A 15,869-nucleotide genomic window follows, 5' to 3' on the forward strand; every position below is an offset into this window, starting at 1 on the left:
GACCATCCGGGGAGGCGCATATGTTCAAGTTAAAGCTGGCGGGAGCGGGTGTACTGCTCCTGCTTGTTATCGCCGCATGCTGGGCTAGCCTGGCCTTCGGCATCGTAGGCGTGCGGCCGCAGGCCGTTACGGAAGCCTTGTTTGCCTTTAACGGCTCGACAGAGCACCTGGTCATCCGCTCGGTCCGGCTGCCGCGGGCGTTGATCGCCGGGCTCGTCGGCAGCTCGCTGGCGGTGGCAGGCGCGATCATGCAGGCGCTGAGCCGCAATGCGCTGGCCGGACCGGAGCTGTTCGGCGTTAATTATGGAGCGGCGCTGGCGACGGTGCTTGGCTTGTTTTGGCTGACGGGCTCCGGCTCGTCGCTGCACAGCCAGGTCTGGTACGCCTTTGTCGGGGCTGGCTTCGTCGGAGCCATCGTGTTTCTGCTCGGCTCCTGGGGGCGGGAAAAGCTGACGCCGCTGAAGCTTGTGCTCGTCGGAGCGACGATGAATCTGCTGCTGGCGTCCGTCACGCAGGGGATGCTGATCTTGAATCAGCAGTCGCTGGATACGATGCGCTTCTGGCTGGCGGGCTCGCTGACCGGACGTGATCTGAAGCTGCTCGCCATCGTGCTGCCCTATATGGCTGCAGGACTGGCGGGAGCGCTGCTGATGGGGAAGCAGCTCAGCCTGATCAGTTTGGGCGATGAAATCGCCCAAGGGCTGGGTCAGCGTCTGCTCGTGACGAAGGCAGCGCTGATCGGACTGATTTTGCTGCTGGCCGGCAGCGCTGTCGCCCTGGCAGGCCCGATCGGGTTCGTCGGCCTGGCGGTGCCGCATCTGGCGCGGCTGCTGGTCGGCGTCGACTACCGTTGGATTGTGCCGTATTCGGCGCTGCTAGGGGCGCTTTTGCTCATTGCCGCCGACATTGGCGCACGCTTCGTGCTGCCGGAGCAAGAGCTTCCCGTCGGCGTTGTGACTGCCTTTCTGGGCGCTCCGTTTCTGATTTATTTGGCGCAGAGGAGGGGCACCTCGTTATGATATCTAACCTGACACGCAGACGCTGGCTGCTCTGGCTCGTTCTGCTTGGAGCGGCCAATGCGCTGCTGATGCTCGTAAACCTGACGACGGGCGATCGGCAAATTCCGGTCGATGAGGCGGTGGCGACGGTCTTCGGCCTGGGCAGCGGCGAATACCGCTTTACGGTGATGAGCCTGCGGCTGCCGCGTATCGCGGCCGCATTTCTGGTCGGCGGCGGACTGGCGCTGGCAGGTGTGATCCTGCAGGCGGTGACCGGCAACCCGCTCGCTTCGCCTGGCGTGATCGGCCTGAATGCCGGAGCGGCCGCTGCGGCCGTGGCGGTCATCGTGCTGGCGCCGTCATTTCCGGCCGCAGGCTTGCCGTTTGTTGCCTTCGGCGGCGCGTTAACGGCGGCGGGCCTGATTTATTGGCTGTCCTGGCGCAAGGGCAGCTCACCGGTGCGCATGCTGCTGGTCGGCATCGGTATCTCGGCGATGGCCGGCGCGCTCATTACGTATCTGATGACCGTCGGCGGTATTTTTCGCGTATCCCAGGCGTCCACGTGGATGGCGGGCAGCCTGTACGGCAGCTCCTGGGAGCAGGTGTGGCCGCTGCTGCCCTGGCTGGCCGTGTTGTATCCGCTTGCCCGGCTCGGCGCCTTCTCCCTGGACGCGCTCCAGCTCGGCGACGCGGCGGCAGCCGGGCTTGGGGTACCGGTGGAGCGGACTCGCGGCTGGCTGATCGTGATCAGCGTCGGCTTGGCCGGCGCGGCGGTGTCGGTGGCCGGGACCGTGTCCTTTGTTGGCCTGATGGCTCCGCATCTGGCTCGCAGCCTAGTCGGCAATCGAAGCGCGAGACTGCTTCCGACGGCCGCCTTGATGGGCGGAATGCTTGTCCTGCTGTCTGATCTGATCGGCCGCAATGCTTTCCCCCCTTATGAAATTCCGGTCGGCCTAGTGACTGCCATGATCGGAGCGCCGTTTATGATCTACTTGCTGCTTCGCCGTAAACCTATATAATGAACAATAGGTTCAGGCAAGAGGAAGGTAGGTGCCGGCAGCTATGTCTTCGCATCGCAGGGAAGTCGATACCCTCTATGTATTTTCATCGGTGCGCAAGCGCACATTTCCACATACACCGGCGGCGCGGGCTTACCGCGTTCCGGTGTATATGCTTTGTTTGGTGACAAAAGGCGAGGCGGTGCTGCTGCTGGACGGCGAGGTGCGCCGTATTCGGCCGCTGGAGCTGTATCTGCTCGCGCCCGGCATGACGATCGAAACAGCCCCCGACTGCGGTCCGATTCAGTATACAGCCGTGTTATTTAAACCGGTGACGCTCGTTCGGCAGCGAGGCCGTCTTGTCGTGCGTGAGGCCGGCGGGCTGATCGGGCCGTTGAAGCCCGGACCTGTGCCGCTTCACCGGCCGCAGCTGGCGCTCAGCCGGATCAACCGGCTGGAGCTGGACAGCAGGCGGCCGCCGGGGCAGGCCGACGCGCTGTCGCTGCGGCAGCAGCTGGAGCGGCTGATGAGTGAGCTGACGGAAGGTCAGGACACGGACACGACGCGCGGCGATCCGCGAATCGACCGCAGCATTGCTTTTATGAAGGAGCACTATACGAGCAAGCTCAGTGTAGAAATGCTCGCTCATTGCGCGGACATGACGTCGGCTGCTTACTCCCGGCTGTTCCGCAAGGCGACTGGCCTGCTGCCGCTTGATTACGTGAATCAGCTGCGGCTGGACAAGGCCAAGCAGCTGCTCCGCCAGGAGGACAGCCGGGTGAAGGAGGTTTCGGCCGCCGTCGGGTTTCAGAGCGAATTTTACTTCAGCCGTCTGTTCCAGCGGAAGATCGGCATTGCGCCGACGCTTTACATGAAACGGGACAAGCTCCGGGTCGCGGTTGTCTCCTCGCTTGGCTTTGGGGATTATTTGCTGTCGGTCGGCATCGAGCCGGTGTGCGTTGCTGATCTGTTCAGGTACCCGGGAATGAACACGCAGGAATATGAGTCGCTGCAGCAGCAGCAGCTGGAGGCGCTTGCGGCGAGCAGCCCTGATCTGATTATGGGCGATCATTACCATACCGATTTTCAGGAGCAGCTGAAAGCGGTCGCTCCGAATGTCATTGTGGACTTCCAGGTGTGGGATTGGCGAACCAACTTTAGAAAAATCGCCGAGCTGGTGGACCGGCGGCGCGAAGCGGAGCAGGCGCTGGCGCGGCTGGAGCTGCGGGCAGCTGATGTGCGGAGCCGATTGAAGGCTTCTCTCGGCGACGCACGCGTGACGGTGATGCAGGTGCGGCAGTCGGTCGTAGGCATCCAGGGCAGGGTGCATCATCCTCTAAACGAGCTGCTGTACGGAGAACTGGAGCTTCCTCCTGGCGCGCAGGTGCCGGAGGACGCATGGCGGCTGGAGCTTCCGCCGGAATCGCTGCCGCTGCTGGAAACGGAGCATTTGTTTGTTCAGAAGCACCACGTTCGCGCAGGCAGTGAAGCGACGTTCGAACGGCTGCGGCAAACGGCGGCTTGGCTCGATAGTCCCGCGGTGCGTCTCAATCAGGTAAGCATGATTCCCAATTGGTTTGTCATGAGCTGGACGCCTGCCGGCCGTCACCGGATTATGGATTTCCTGACCGGGAAACGATGAGCATTCCCATCGGCGGCCAATCCCTGCTATACTGGGAAAGCGGCAGGGCCAGCGCCGAAATCCGAAAATTCGTTCGCCAATTTGGGCGAATGTTGTCCGGACGATTGCGCATTGGAGATGAGCGGCTCAGGCTGGAAGAGGAAAGGGGACCTGGATTGTGATTGTAGTTGGCGGTATGATCGGGCTTGGCAAAACCTCGGTAGCGACGCTGCTGGGCGATGCATTGAGCTCGCAAGTTTTTTTGGAAAGTGTGGAGGACAATCCGATATTGCCCTTATTTTATACGGCTACGCCGGAAGAAATTGAACGAAACCGGTACCCGTTTCTGCTGCAAATGCATTTTCTGAAAACACGGTTTGCTGCGATCCGGCAAGCGATGGCGCATCCGCTGCATGTGCTCGACCGCAGTATTTACGAGGACTGGTATTTTGCCAAAGTGAATGTGGAGCTTGGACGCATTAACGAGCAGGAGTTCGCCGAATATGAGGCGCTTGCCGACCGGATGATGGCCGAGCTGGCGCTGCTGCCCCGGACTGCTCCCGATCTGATGGTTTATTTAAAGGCGTCATTTGAGACGGTGCTGCACCGGATCGGCTTGCGGGGTCGCAGCTTCGAGCAGGACCAGTCGCTGGTCGACTACTACCGGCTGCTGTGGTCCGGTTATGACGCTTGGGTCAGCAAGCATTACACGTCTGCCGACATGCTGGTTGTCGATATGGACAAGACGGATGTAGTCAACCGGCCGGACGATGCACGCAGACTGGTGAACGACATCCGGAGCAAGCTGCACAGCATGCAGGTTCAACAGGTGTAAGCATCCAACCGAGGAGGACTCATCATGATCAACCTTTTAAAACATCGGACTGCATGGACGGCGGCCCTGGTCGGCGCGCTACTGGCCTCGGCTATAGCCGTACCTGACACCGCTGCGGCAGCTCCGACTGTCAGTTCGGCGGCCAAAGTTGCGGCAGCAGGCAAGACGTTTACCGTCAATACCGTGACCGTGGACGTGGCCGATCCGTCGCTGGAGGTGGTGCCGGTGCTGGCGGCGGGGGGAGTGGGCCATGACGAGCCGCTTGCTGCGATGGTGGAGAGGGAGCAGGCTGTTGCGGCGGTGAACGGTACATTTTTCAACGCTTACGAAAAAAATGCGTATATCCGTTACCCGAATGGCGCACTGCTGGCTGACGGCGAGTTGCTGCATTCCGGCGACAACCAGATGCTGGTGATCGGACCGGACAAGGTTCCTGCGATCAGGCAGCTAAGTATCGGCGTCACCGTAGAGGTGACCCACGATAAGAACACGTACACGGTACGTCCGTGGGGGGTAAATAAATATTACGGCCCGGATAACGACGATCAGACAATCTGGTTCACTGATGCGTTCGGCGGCTGGATTGGCTTTGAGCGCGGGATGAAAATCGTGGTGGAGGAAGGCCGCATTACGCGTATCACCCCGGATGCGGTTGCGGTTCCGGCTGGCGGCTATGTGTTGTTTCTTGGCGATAGCGCGAACAATCGGACGCATGTGCTGCCGCATCTTCATGTCGGGGACGCTGTCGTTGTGCAGCAGCAAGTATCCGGAGAGACGGCGGCCGGTTCGCCTGCGACTTGGCTGGCTGCGCTTGGAGCGGGTCCCAGGCTGGTCACAGCGGGTACGGCGGATGTTGACTTCGCCCGCGACGGCTTCGATGATCCGCGTATTACGCAAAATGCAGCCGTTCGCAGCTTTGTCGGCGTGGACGGGCAGTCGCGCCTTGTATTCGGCACCGTTTCGGCGGCGACGATCCGCGAGCTGGCCGAGGTCGCGGTCCAGCTTGGCCTGCGGGAAGCGATGAATCTGGACGGGGGAGCCAGCTCCGGGCTGTATGCGAACGGCACGATGCTGACGAAGCCGGGCCGCAGTCTGAGCAACGCGCTGATCGTGCGCCGCACGGCATCGCCGAAGGTGCAGATTGAGCTGGACGGCAAGCTGCTGCCTGATTTCAAGGGCCGGCTCGTCGGTGAAACGACGATGGTCCCGGTTCGGCCGCTGATTTCGGCGCTGCAAGCAGAGTTCCAGTGGGATACGCAAGCTCGCGAGGCTTCGATCACGTACGGAAGCACGACGCTGAAGCTGCCCGACGGGCAAACGGAGGCGCTGGTTAACGGCAAGCCGTTCGCGTTGCCTGCGCCGCTGTCGATTTTCGAGGACAGCCGAATGTACGTGCCGCTGCGGTTTGTCTCGGAAGCGCTGCACGGGCAAGTGGAGTGGGACGGAGAGCTGTACCGGGCGCTCATTCAGCTGCCCCGCTAGAAGCGAGGGCTGGTGCCTTTTCGACAAGTGTCTGCCCAAGCTGGACGAGTGGTCCGCAATCTGAATCGCGGGCATGCGGTCATACGTGTCATCACTGGTATCCCTGGCTGACAAGTCCATGCGCGACAACGAGCCGCCTTCGCAGAAGAAGGCGGCTCGTTGTCGCGTGGTGGAGCGCATACATGCAGGAACATAAGAAACGTTTGCAGGGCTAGGTGCGGCGGCGGTTCAAGTGAATGAAGGTAATGGCGAGCGCAAGCACCAGCACCGTTCCTTTGATGATGTCGAAGGCATAATAAGGCAGATTGAGCATCGTAAGCCCGTTGAGCAGCACGCCGATCAGCACGGCTCCGAAGAAGGTGCCGATAACGTTCGGCTTGCCGGCTCCGAGCACGGAGTAGCCGACGAAGACGGCGGCCACCGCTTCCATCAGCAGCGGAGCGCCGGCGTCAATCTGGCCGGAGCCGACGCGGGCGGCAAACAGGATGCCTCCCAAGGCGGCGAACAGGCCCGACAGCATGTAAGCGGCGGTGCGCACCCGGTTAACGGAAATACCCGACAATCGGGCAGCCTCCCGGTTGCCGCCGGTTACGTACATTTGCCGCCCCCAGCGGGTGTACGTGAGAAATATATGCACAAGAATGACAGCAACGATCATAAGGAGGACGGGGACGGGCACGCCCAGCAGCTTGCCTTGTCCGATCCACAGGTAGGACGGGTCAAACTTGCCCGGAGCTTTGCTGCCGTCGGTCATCTGCATGTTGTTGTAGATGGAGAAGCCTTTGGTGTACGTTTTGTGGACACCATTGATGATATACATGACAGCCAGCGTGGCCAGCAGGTCGGGTATACGTACCTTCACGATCAGGAGGGCGTTCAGCAGGCCGATCCCGATCCCGATGAGCAGCGGCACGGTCAGCACGACGATGAGGGGCAGCTCGTACCAGACCATCATCGTTGCGACGACAACGGTGGTCAGCGAGACGGTCGAGCCGACCGACAGGTCGAAGCCATCGACGATTTGCGATAACGTAACGCCGATCGCGACGAAGGTGACAATGGAAATCGAGCGAAGAATATCCGTCATATTGTCATAGGACAAGAAGTTTTCGTTGACAAAGGAAAAGGCGGTGATCACGATGGCAATCACCGCAAGCGCCCCGTATTTATAAGAATAGTCCAGCAATTTATCTTTCACCGTAGATTAGGCCTCCCCGCTACTTGCGTAGTACAAGATCAGTTCCTGCGTTGCTTCCTCGCGCGACAGCTCCTTCACGATGCGGCCGTAGCTCATCACGAGAATCCGATCGGCGATGCCGAGAATTTCGGCAATTTCGCAGGAAAAGTACACGATTCCTTTGCCCTCCTGAGCTAGCTTTCCGATCAGCCGGAAAATATCGCTTTTCGCTCCGACATCGACGCCCTTGGTCGGCTCGTCAAACAAATAGACGTCGGCGCTGGTAGGCAGCCATTTGCCGACGGCAACCTTTTGCTGATTGCCGCCGCTTAAATATTTGACCAGCTGGTGTTTGTTCGGCGGTTGAATGCCGAGCTCGGCGATGCGTGCATCCGCGTTGGCGGCTTCCTGACGGCGGCTGACGAAGCCGAGGCGGCTGAGCGGCTTCAGAATCGGAAGCGCCAGATTGGCGAGAATCGGCAGCTCGACAAGCACGCCCTGCTTGCGCCGCTCTTCCGGCACGAGCGCCAGGCCTGCCTTCACCGCATCGGACGGAGCGGTCAGCTTCAGCTTTTTACCGAGCAGCCGCAGCTCGCCGGCGTCGAGCGGGTCGGCGCCGAACAGCACGCGCGACAGCTCCGTTTTTCCTGCGCCGACGAGGCCGACGATCCCGACGATCTCACCGCGCCGCACGCTAAGCGATACGTCGCGAACCTTGGTGCCCGATGTCAGTGAACGAGCCTCCAGCAGCGTGTCGCCAATCGTCGCCGCCGCCTTCGGGAATTCCTCCTCGAACTTCTTGCCGAGCATTTCCTCCACCACGACCTGGGCTGACGTCTCCGCCGCCTGCCTGGTCGAGATGTGCTGCCCATCGCGCATAACCGTCACACGGTCGCTGATTCGAAATACTTCCGCCAGACGGTGTGAGATGAAGATGCAGCCGACGCCGTCGGCCTTCAGTCGATTCATAATGCGGAAGAGCTGGTCGGCTTCCTCATTGCTGAGCGGGGCGGTCGGTTCGTCAAAAATGATGAACTTCGCCTTCTGGGCCAGCGCGCGTCCGATCAGCACGAGCTGCTTCTGGGCGATGGACAGCTCCGCCGCCTGCCGTCGTACGTCGATGCCGGTCAGGCCAAGCTCGGCCAGCACCTGAGCCGCTTCCTTCAGCAGCCCGCTCCAATTGATCCAGCGCTTGCCGGCGGTCAGCCGGTCCAGCATGATGTTTTCTCCTACGGTCAGGGAGGGAACGAGGGCGGTATCCACTTCCTGATAAACGCATTGGATGCCGCTGCGAATGGCATCGAGCGGCCTTGTAAACGTATGGGGAGCGCCGTTGATGACGAGGGCTCCTTCATCGGCGGTGTAGGCGCCGGACAGCACCTTCATCAGCGTGCTTTTGCCCGCGCCGTTGGCTCCAAGCAGCGCATGGATTTCGCCTCCGCGCACGTCAAAGTTGACCTGCTGGAGCGCCTTCACGCCAGGAAATGACTTGACGATGCCTTTCATTTGCAACAGGCTGGCAGGACTGGACATAAGACGGTTCTCACGCTCCTTCAATGGAAAATCCCATCGCACCTGCACGGGCGATGGGATTGTCGTTATTCAGTGCCTGGCCTTACTTGGCTTCGGCTTTTTTCATCCAATCCGTGTAGCCTTGCTCGCTGCCGCCCCAGCCTTTGACATGCTTGCTCAGCTCAGCCGTAGAGATTTGCTCCTTCGGCAGCTGATCGCGGGAGACGAACACCGGCTCCAATACGACCTTCTCCGGCGTCTGATCGCCGTGCAGCTTCTGATACAGGTAGCGGACCTGAATGCGTCCGATATCCTTCGGATCAACCGCAGCGGAAGCGACCCAGGACGTTTTCGGATCTTGAATCAGCTGCAAATCCTCATCGCTCATGTCGATGCCGTAGATTTTGATCTCCGTACGTCCAGCCTGCTGAATGGCGCGTGCTGCGCCCTTGGCGAACTCGTCCCAGGAAGCCCAAACCGCGGCGATATCGCCTTTGTTCGGATATTTCTTCAGGATGGCTTCCATTTGCGCTTGCGTATCAAGCGCCGTGTTCTGCGTCGCTGCGCCGAAAGCAGCCACTTCTTTAATGTCCGGATATTTCGCCTGGAACGCTTTGTAAGCAATTTGACGGCGCTCCATCGGAGCAAAGCCGGCTACCCAGATTTTAACGATATTACCTTTGCCGCCGATGTCCTTGGCAAGCTGCTCAAGCGTTTGCTCGGCCATTTTCTGGTCGCCTTGCTCCAGCACGGTAACGCCAGGAAGGTTCAGGTCCGCGTCAAACGCGACGACCGGAATTTTTTTCTCCAGCGCTCTTTGCACGCCTGCCTGGAGCGCTTCGGCTGTACCATGGTCGATCAGGATGCCATCCACCTTCTGGTTGATCGCGGCGTCCAGGTTGGAGGCCATCTTCGCGAGGTCGCCGTCAGCCGGGCTTACAGTTACCGTACCACCCAGCTTCTGCACCTGCTCCTTCACGCCTTCAATATATTGGGCAGAGAAGGTTCCCAGATTAATTTGCATAATAAGTGCAAGCTTCTTGCCTGCGAGCGGGTTGTCCGCCGCCGCTCCGCTGCCGCTTGTCGTTCCGCTTGCCGTGCCTGTGCTCGCTGTTTGTGCCTGAGGCTTCGTTCCGCAGGCGACCAGGGCGATCGACAACACGAACACCAATACGAACAAAGCGCTTCTTTTCCAACTAGCCATTGATTTGTTTCTCCCCTATCTTCCTCTATGATTTAATCCCAACTGAATTACTAGGTGATAACACTGTACCATGATAAAATGCATGAGGTCAATATGCAACTGTTAATTTTACGTTGAATGTCGTCATCATCTTACATAAATCGACAAAATCTCGAAGGATGAATGGGAAGGCAGGACGCTGGCGGCAGCTCGCGCCTGCTGCCAGGAGGAGCTGCCGCCAGCGACATAGCCTTTTATATAGAAAGCGGAGCCGGCGAGCAACCTTCGCTTGGAAGCTGCGTCTCATAGTAAGGAGTTCATTTTGAAGGAGTGATTGCATGCTGCGTCAAGAAATCGTCAGCAGGGCGAAGCAATTGTCGGTCCAGGCACTGCGCGAGGCAGGCCGATTGGCCAAGGAGCGCTTTGACCGGCTTGACCAGATCGAGGATAAGGATGGACACGGCGACCTGGTAACCGAAGTCGACCGGGCGGCGGAAGCGGTAATTTTGGAAGCGATCCGCAAGCAATTTCCCGATCATCGCATCGACAGTGAGGAATCCGGCGATAACGGAGCGGACAGCGATTGGCTGTGGCTGGTCGATCCGCTGGACGGAACGAACAATTATGCGATCGGCCTGTCTGTGTTTGCCGCCTCCATTACGCTGGTGTACAAACGCGAGCCGCTGCTGGGTGTCATTTATGAAGCGATGACGGATCGCATGTTTGTAGCTGTCAAGGGCGAGGGTGCCACCTGCAACGGCGTCAGACTGGCGATTTGTAACCGCCGGGAGCTGGCTAAAGGAACGGTCGGCTGGATTCAGGGGCATCAGGTGCGGCGCGAGGCAGCGGCCGTGAAGCTGCGGCATCATCTGGATGTGTCCTTCAAGCGGATGATGCGTTTGTGGGCGCCGACCATTCAATGGTGTATGCTGGCCAAGGGCGATATTGAAGGCATTGTGCTGTACAATTCGGAGGGCAATGATTTGTACGCAGGCGTGCTGATGGTGCAGGAGGCGGGAGGACTGGTGCTTGATTATGCCGGACGACCGTTCGAGGGGATGTCTCCGCAGCCGTATCTGGTCGCTTGTCATCCCGATCACCGGGAGGAGCTGCTGGCTGTTGTCCGCGAGGGGCTGGACGTTCCTCCCTCCTGAGGACCTGTTTGAGAACCTATGTGTTCCTTGACGCTCCAAGTGCGAGCAGGGGAGGGAAGAAGCTTGCTGGATACGCTGTTGATGGTTTGTTTGCTGACTTTGGCGATCCATACGGCGGAGACGTTGTCTTATGCGATTCGTCTGGCGGGCGTACGGGCAGGCAAGCTGGCGGTAGCGCTGTCGCTCACCGGCATCGTCGTCCTGGTCTCGCGGACGGCCAATATGGTTCAGGCGCCGCTGACTGCTAATCTGATCGACCAGGCCAGACAGGATGCTGCATTTCCGCTGGCCACGTATTTTCGTTACATTCTCGGCGCTTCCTCGGTCGGGACGCTGCTCGCCTTGCTGCTGTTTCCGACATTTGTTTTTTTGTTCGCACGGGTGATCGTCCATCTGGAAATCGAAGGCTCCATCCCCCGGCTGCTGACCAGCGTGACGGTGGACAAGCTGAAGCATGCCGCTTACCATGTGCGCAAGCCCAGGCTGGCGATGCTCTGGAGCTTGCGTTATTACGGCATCCCGAAACGGCTGCTGCTGCTGAATGCCGTCGTGACCGCCGTCTATACGGTAGGCGTGCTGGCAGCGCTGTACGCCGCCTACCTCGTTCCGGCCGTCAGTCTGACGGCTTCCCAGTCCTCAGGTTTGATTAACGGCGTCGCGACGATTTTACTGACGATCTTCGTCGATCCCCGGCTTGCGCTGATTACGGACAGCGCCATTGCCCGGCAGGAGGAGCGGAGCAAGCTGGGTCGCATATTCGGCCTGCTGATGATCTCCAGATTTGCCGGCACGCTGCTTGCTCAAGCGATCTTTCTTCCGGCGGCCTACTGGGTCAGTCTGGTGGCGCAATGGCTGTAATGGAAAACTATATTTTTCAAGTGCAGGCGAATAAGGTATACTGAGGTATGTCTTGTCTGCATCACATCTATTTTTTCCACCTTGGGGGTTGAGCCATTTATGAATCAAACAGCGGATTACGGCGCAATGGGACGCCATTACCTGCAAACGGACTCTTACGGCGTCGCGGCATTTTGCCTGTATCGCGCGCTCGTGGAAAATAAGCATAATGCGGGCGCATGGAACGGCCTGATTTTGGCCTTGACGTTTATGCGCAAGGAATACGACGTGCAAACCGTGCTGGCCCGCTTCGCGCTGCAGCCGGAGCTGCCGTATGACCCGGATATGATTACTTTTGCGATGATGATGTGGCAGCAAAACCCGCGCGCGCTCAGCCAGTGGGTACACGGCGTGTCGCAGATGCAAAATGTCGGCAACCATGAAGAAATGCTCAGAGAGCTGCATATCGACCTGACGAAGGGCTACGAGGCGCTGGTTGCGGAGCATGGGGAAGAAAAGCTGACGGAGCAGGGTATGCTTCCGCTGGAGCAATATGCCGGACGCCGCATCGAGCTGGACTGGATTCATGAGAGCGGCGCGGTTGATACGATCTATGAAAATGCCCAGGAATGGATCACGGACCCGGAGCATGCGTTGTCCTGCGTTCGTCTGCTTTGCATGCTGCCTGATCAGCGCAGCGAGAAGCTGCTCCGTCGCGTATGCCGCAATGAGGAGCTGGACAGCAAGGTGAGGACGCATGCGCTGCTGGCGCTGCGCTGGCTTGGTGTGCGCGGCAATGCGAAGTTTAACAACTTTGGCGAGTCGTTTGTCATTGACCTGGACAACCCGCAGCCGGAGCTTACCGTATCTGTGCCTGTGGCGTTTAAGCCTGCGCTGAACCGGATGCTGCTCTGGGTCGCCAAGGAGCAAAACCATGTGACTGCCGAGGAATACGAAGCATGGGCGTCTAACGACGACCCGGAATTTCCGGAGGATATCGCAGCCAAGGTGAAGCAAGCGGAGATGCCTTCGCTGCTGCAGGAGGTTGTTCACACCCTGATTCGCGCCGCCTACGATAAATATTACCCGCTGGTACCGACAGTTAAGGGGACGCGGGAATGGGCGGCCGGATTTCTGATGCTGAGCAAGGATTATGCGATTGGTGTAGGCATGGGTTGGCCGCTGGGCGAGCCTGAGCAGCATGAGCAGGCGGTGCTGCACCGGAACTGGCTGCTAAGCGGGTCCCCGGATTTTTATGAGGTGCTGCAGCCTGCGGAGCAGCAATCGTAGCACGGTAGATAGGAAAAGCGGATGGTCATTTTGTCGCCCCGGATGCGGGCGAGGCCAGCCGCTTTTTTGTGCCGTCAGGCGATGGCTGGCGTCTGTGGACTTGAGCCGGTGAGCCCGGCTCCGGATACACGGTGTCTCCGAAGCGGTTGATCAAAGTCGGTTGACGGCGTCAGGCAGGTTACTGGATCTGACTTTAAGCAGGGAGGAAAACGAAATGAGCGGTTGGCATCACGATGGATCAGAGGCGGCATTGGCGCAAGCGCTGGCTGACGCCAGGCAGGCCGCGCTGCAGGCGCTGCAGCGGTATGAGCTGGAATGGACCGCTGTATGCTTTCAACAGCTGTCCGAAACCTGTACCTTCAGGATCGACACCAGCGCCGGGGACGTTTTCCTGTTGCGAATTCATGCGGAGGCGAATCCTGAAGAGCTGGCCTCCGAGCTGGATTGGCTGGAATGGTTAAGCCGTCAGCTCGATGTGCCGGTGCCGACCGGGGTGACTTGCCGGGATGGCTCCCGGGTAGCTAAACTCCGGTTGGACAATGGTCGGCAGTATGCGGCATCCCTGATGCGTTGGGTCAAAGGAGAGCTGCTGGAGCGATCTCCTACGGATGAGGAGCTGTATAGGGAAGGCGTGCTGCTGGCGAAGCTGCATCAAGCCGCAGCGGCTGCACAGCCTACGGGTTTTGTCCGACCGGTCTGGGATGGGGCGAGCTTCCAGCGGGCGATGGACCGCTTGGTCCAATATGCGGATCATTTTCTGACGGCTTCGGAGCTGCAATTGTACCAAGCGGCGGCGGCCAAGGTCAGCTTGTTGCTGGCCAGCTTGCCCAAAGACAGCGGCAGCTTCGGCATCATCCACGGTGACCTGCATCAGGGCAACCTGATCTTTGAGCACGGCGAGCCCCGGCCCATTGATTTTGGGCGCTGCGGGTTCGGGTATTTTTTGTATGACGTGGCCCACACTTTGCTGGGCGTCCATCCGCGGCGGCGGGGCAAGGTGCTGGAGGGCTACAAGAGCCGCAGGCCGCTTGAAGGGGACTGGCTGCTCCGCTTGGAAGGCTTTGTCGTCATGGTTCTGATCGAAACCTACAGCCACCACGCGCCGGACCCGAGGGAAACCGAGGGGCTGAAGCAGGAGCAGCATGATGCGCAAGCGATGCTGCGGCGTTATGTGGAGAACGCCCCCTTTTTATTCGATGCCAGTTCATTGGCGGATTTTCCGGCCGGTTCGACGTAAACAATCTGCGCTGCGGGCCGTTCATTTCATTTTGGACGCATGACCAGCGAAGCAAACCAGAGAACGCCCCCAGCGGACTGTTCTCCGGTTTGTTGGCGTTGACCACGAGCTAAAAAATTTAGACTTGTTAAAACTAATAATATTAGTTATATTAGTACTAATCATATTAGTTTTAGGAGTGAGCCTGCGATGCGAATTATTCGAGTGGAGCATTTGCTGCAATTGACTTTTTTTCCTGTGTTGTTTCCGGTCAACGTTTACCTGATTGAGGAAGAAAGGGAGCTTACCTTGCTTGATACTGGTATCCCGCTTAGCGCCAAAGGCATTCTTCGCACAGCGAAGGCGCTTGGCAAGCCGATTACGCGAATTGTGCTGACGCATGCCCATGACGATCATGTCGGATCGCTCGACCTGTTGAAACGAGAGCTGCCGGCGGCGAAGGTTTATATCTCCAGCCGCGATGCCCGGCTGCTGGCGGGTGACCGCGGGCTGGAGCAGGGCGAGCCGGATACCCCAATCCGGGGCGGCGTGCCTAAGCAAGTGCAGACGCGAGCGGATGTGCTGCTGCAGGACGGCGATCGGATCGGATCGCTGCTGGCGGTCGCTGCGCCGGGTCATACGCCGGGGTCGATGGCTTTCCTTGATACGCGAAACCGTCACCTGATTGCGGGAGATGCGCTGCAGACGCGTGGAGGGATAGCCGTGAGCGGCCGGTTTGTGCCCGGTTTTCCATTTCCCGCCTGGGCGACCTGGCATAAGCCGTCTGCGCTGGAAAGCGCACGGCGATTGCGGGCCTTGCAGCCGTCGCTGCTGGCAGTCGGACACGGCCGTCTGCTCCATGATCCGGGCAGCCTGATGGATCAGGCGATTCGGCAGGCCGAAGTGTCTTTCCACGAGAAGGGAGTGTGAAGAGTCGATGTCACCCCGAATCAGACTTGATTTGCCTGCTGTGCTGCAGGCTGCGATAGAGCTTGCCGATCAGCACGGCTACAAGGAGCTGAGCTTGGCGGCACTGGCCCAGAAGCTGAAGGTGCGCCCGCCTTCCCTGTACAATCACATCCATGGCCTGCCCGGCCTGCGGCGCGCGCTTGCGCTGCACGGGCTGGGCCTGCTGGCCGCCGAGCTGCGACAGGCTGGCGTCGGACGCGCCGGAGCTGACGCCATCCGGGCGATGAGCTTCGCTTATGTTGCTTTTGCCCGCAGGCACCCGGGATTATATGAAGCTACGCTGGCTGCGCCGCAGCCGGACGATGACGAGCACCGGCGCGCAGGCGAGGAAACGCTGGAGCTGCTGCGGCTTGTGCTGGCGTCGTACCGGCTCTCTGACACGATGGAGCTGCATGCGATTCGCAGCTTCCGCAGCTTGCTGCATGGCTTTGCTTCGCTGGAGCAGCAGGGGGCGTTTCGCCTGCCGCTTGATCTGGATGTGACGCTTGAGTTGTTGATCGACACGTTTCTAGCGGGCATCGAGCGGATGCAGGAAACTCAAGGAGAAGCCTGAGCTTCAGCCATGTATGGCGATATAGACTGCATGTAATCATCTAT

At 59.5% G+C, this 15,869-nt stretch carries 14 protein-coding genes; 11 read left to right on the forward strand and 3 right to left on the reverse strand.

What is annotated here, in order from left to right:
• Nucleotides 1–20 precede the first annotated feature (20 nt).
• The 5 genes from AC6ROY_RS06020 (at nt 21) to AC6ROY_RS06040 (ending at nt 5,934) form a co-directional block, all read left to right on the forward strand.
• Complete coding sequence (locus AC6ROY_RS06020) at nt 21–1,019, forward strand: FecCD family ABC transporter permease (RefSeq protein ID WP_500099196.1); 999 nt, start codon at nt 21–23, stop codon at nt 1,017–1,019.
• Nucleotides 1,016–2,017, forward strand: a complete 1,002-nt coding sequence (locus AC6ROY_RS06025; protein ID WP_500099197.1) for a FecCD family ABC transporter permease — start codon at nt 1,016–1,018, stop codon at nt 2,015–2,017. Before AC6ROY_RS06020 ends, AC6ROY_RS06025 begins: the two co-directional genes overlap by 4 nt.
• A gap of 31 nt (nt 2,018–2,048) precedes the next feature.
• Nucleotides 2,049–3,638: a helix-turn-helix domain-containing protein gene (locus AC6ROY_RS06030; protein ID WP_500099198.1), complete on the forward strand. Its 1,590-nt coding sequence runs from the start codon at nt 2,049–2,051 to the stop codon at nt 3,636–3,638.
• A gap of 157 nt (nt 3,639–3,795) precedes the next feature.
• Nucleotides 3,796–4,452 (forward strand): deoxynucleoside kinase, encoded by a 657-nt coding sequence (locus tag AC6ROY_RS06035; RefSeq protein WP_500099199.1) that lies wholly within the window; start codon nt 3,796–3,798, stop codon nt 4,450–4,452.
• A 24-nt stretch (nt 4,453–4,476) separates the two neighbouring features.
• The gene (locus tag AC6ROY_RS06040) at nt 4,477–5,934 is read left to right on the forward strand and encodes a phosphodiester glycosidase family protein (RefSeq protein WP_500099200.1); all 1,458 of its coding nucleotides are present in this window, start codon (nt 4,477–4,479) and stop codon (nt 5,932–5,934) included.
• A gap of 211 nt (nt 5,935–6,145) precedes the next feature.
• On the opposite strand, the gene AC6ROY_RS06045 is transcribed toward AC6ROY_RS06040, so the two are convergent.
• The 3 genes from AC6ROY_RS06045 to AC6ROY_RS06055 form a co-directional block, all read right to left on the reverse strand.
• Entirely contained in the window at nt 6,146–7,132 is a 987-nt protein-coding gene (locus AC6ROY_RS06045; RefSeq protein ID WP_500099201.1) for an ABC transporter permease, read from the reverse strand.
• A gap of 6 nt (nt 7,133–7,138) precedes the next feature.
• The gene (locus AC6ROY_RS06050) at nt 7,139–8,644 is read right to left on the reverse strand and encodes a sugar ABC transporter ATP-binding protein (RefSeq protein ID WP_500099202.1); all 1,506 of its coding nucleotides are present in this window, start codon (nt 8,642–8,644) and stop codon (nt 7,139–7,141) included.
• A gap of 82 nt (nt 8,645–8,726) precedes the next feature.
• Nucleotides 8,727–9,827 (reverse strand): sugar ABC transporter substrate-binding protein, encoded by a 1,101-nt coding sequence (locus tag AC6ROY_RS06055; protein WP_500099203.1) that lies wholly within the window; start codon nt 9,825–9,827, stop codon nt 8,727–8,729.
• A 317-nt stretch (nt 9,828–10,144) separates the two neighbouring features.
• Between AC6ROY_RS06055 and AC6ROY_RS06060 the strand changes: the two genes are divergently transcribed.
• The 6 genes from AC6ROY_RS06060 to AC6ROY_RS06085 all read left to right on the forward strand — a co-directional run bounded on the left by AC6ROY_RS06060 (nt 10,145) and on the right by AC6ROY_RS06085 (nt 15,825).
• A complete protein-coding gene (locus AC6ROY_RS06060; RefSeq protein WP_500099204.1) occupies nt 10,145–10,960 on the forward strand; it encodes an inositol monophosphatase family protein in 816 nt (271 codons plus the stop codon).
• 63 nt (nt 10,961–11,023) lie between these two features.
• Nucleotides 11,024–11,818, forward strand: coding sequence for a lipid II flippase Amj family protein (locus AC6ROY_RS06065; RefSeq protein ID WP_500099205.1), 795 nt, complete (start codon nt 11,024–11,026; stop codon nt 11,816–11,818).
• A 99-nt stretch (nt 11,819–11,917) separates the two neighbouring features.
• A complete protein-coding gene (locus AC6ROY_RS06070) occupies nt 11,918–13,087 on the forward strand; it encodes a HEAT repeat domain-containing protein (RefSeq protein WP_500099206.1) in 1,170 nt (389 codons plus the stop codon).
• A gap of 214 nt (nt 13,088–13,301) precedes the next feature.
• Nucleotides 13,302–14,324, forward strand: a complete 1,023-nt coding sequence (locus tag AC6ROY_RS06075; protein WP_500099207.1) for a phosphotransferase enzyme family protein — start codon at nt 13,302–13,304, stop codon at nt 14,322–14,324.
• A gap of 189 nt (nt 14,325–14,513) precedes the next feature.
• Entirely contained in the window at nt 14,514–15,233 is a 720-nt protein-coding gene (locus AC6ROY_RS06080; RefSeq protein ID WP_500099209.1) for an MBL fold metallo-hydrolase, read from the forward strand.
• A gap of 7 nt (nt 15,234–15,240) precedes the next feature.
• A complete protein-coding gene (locus AC6ROY_RS06085; RefSeq protein ID WP_500099210.1) occupies nt 15,241–15,825 on the forward strand; it encodes a TetR/AcrR family transcriptional regulator in 585 nt (194 codons plus the stop codon).
• Nucleotides 15,826–15,869: the final 44 nt, after the last annotated feature.

Source organism: Paenibacillus sp. sg306046, from assembly GCF_059821225.1.

Coding starts and splice junctions, on each gene's coding strand:
- AC6ROY_RS06085 (WP_500099210.1), top strand. CDS start 15,241: ATGTCACCCCGAATCAGACTTGATTTGCCTGCTGTGCTGCAGGCTGCG.
- AC6ROY_RS06060 (WP_500099204.1), top strand. CDS start 10,145: ATGCTGCGTCAAGAAATCGTCAGCAGGGCGAAGCAATTGTCGGTCCAG.
- AC6ROY_RS06025 (WP_500099197.1), top strand. CDS start 1,016: ATGATATCTAACCTGACACGCAGACGCTGGCTGCTCTGGCTCGTTCTG.
- AC6ROY_RS06055 (WP_500099203.1), bottom strand. CDS start 9,827: ATGGCTAGTTGGAAAAGAAGCGCTTTGTTCGTATTGGTGTTCGTGTTG.
- AC6ROY_RS06050 (WP_500099202.1), bottom strand. CDS start 8,644: ATGTCCAGTCCTGCCAGCCTGTTGCAAATGAAAGGCATCGTCAAGTCA.
- AC6ROY_RS06020 (WP_500099196.1), top strand. CDS start 21: ATGTTCAAGTTAAAGCTGGCGGGAGCGGGTGTACTGCTCCTGCTTGTT.
- AC6ROY_RS06070 (WP_500099206.1), top strand. CDS start 11,918: ATGAATCAAACAGCGGATTACGGCGCAATGGGACGCCATTACCTGCAA.
- AC6ROY_RS06080 (WP_500099209.1), top strand. CDS start 14,514: ATGCGAATTATTCGAGTGGAGCATTTGCTGCAATTGACTTTTTTTCCT.
- AC6ROY_RS06040 (WP_500099200.1), top strand. CDS start 4,477: ATGATCAACCTTTTAAAACATCGGACTGCATGGACGGCGGCCCTGGTC.
- AC6ROY_RS06075 (WP_500099207.1), top strand. CDS start 13,302: ATGAGCGGTTGGCATCACGATGGATCAGAGGCGGCATTGGCGCAAGCG.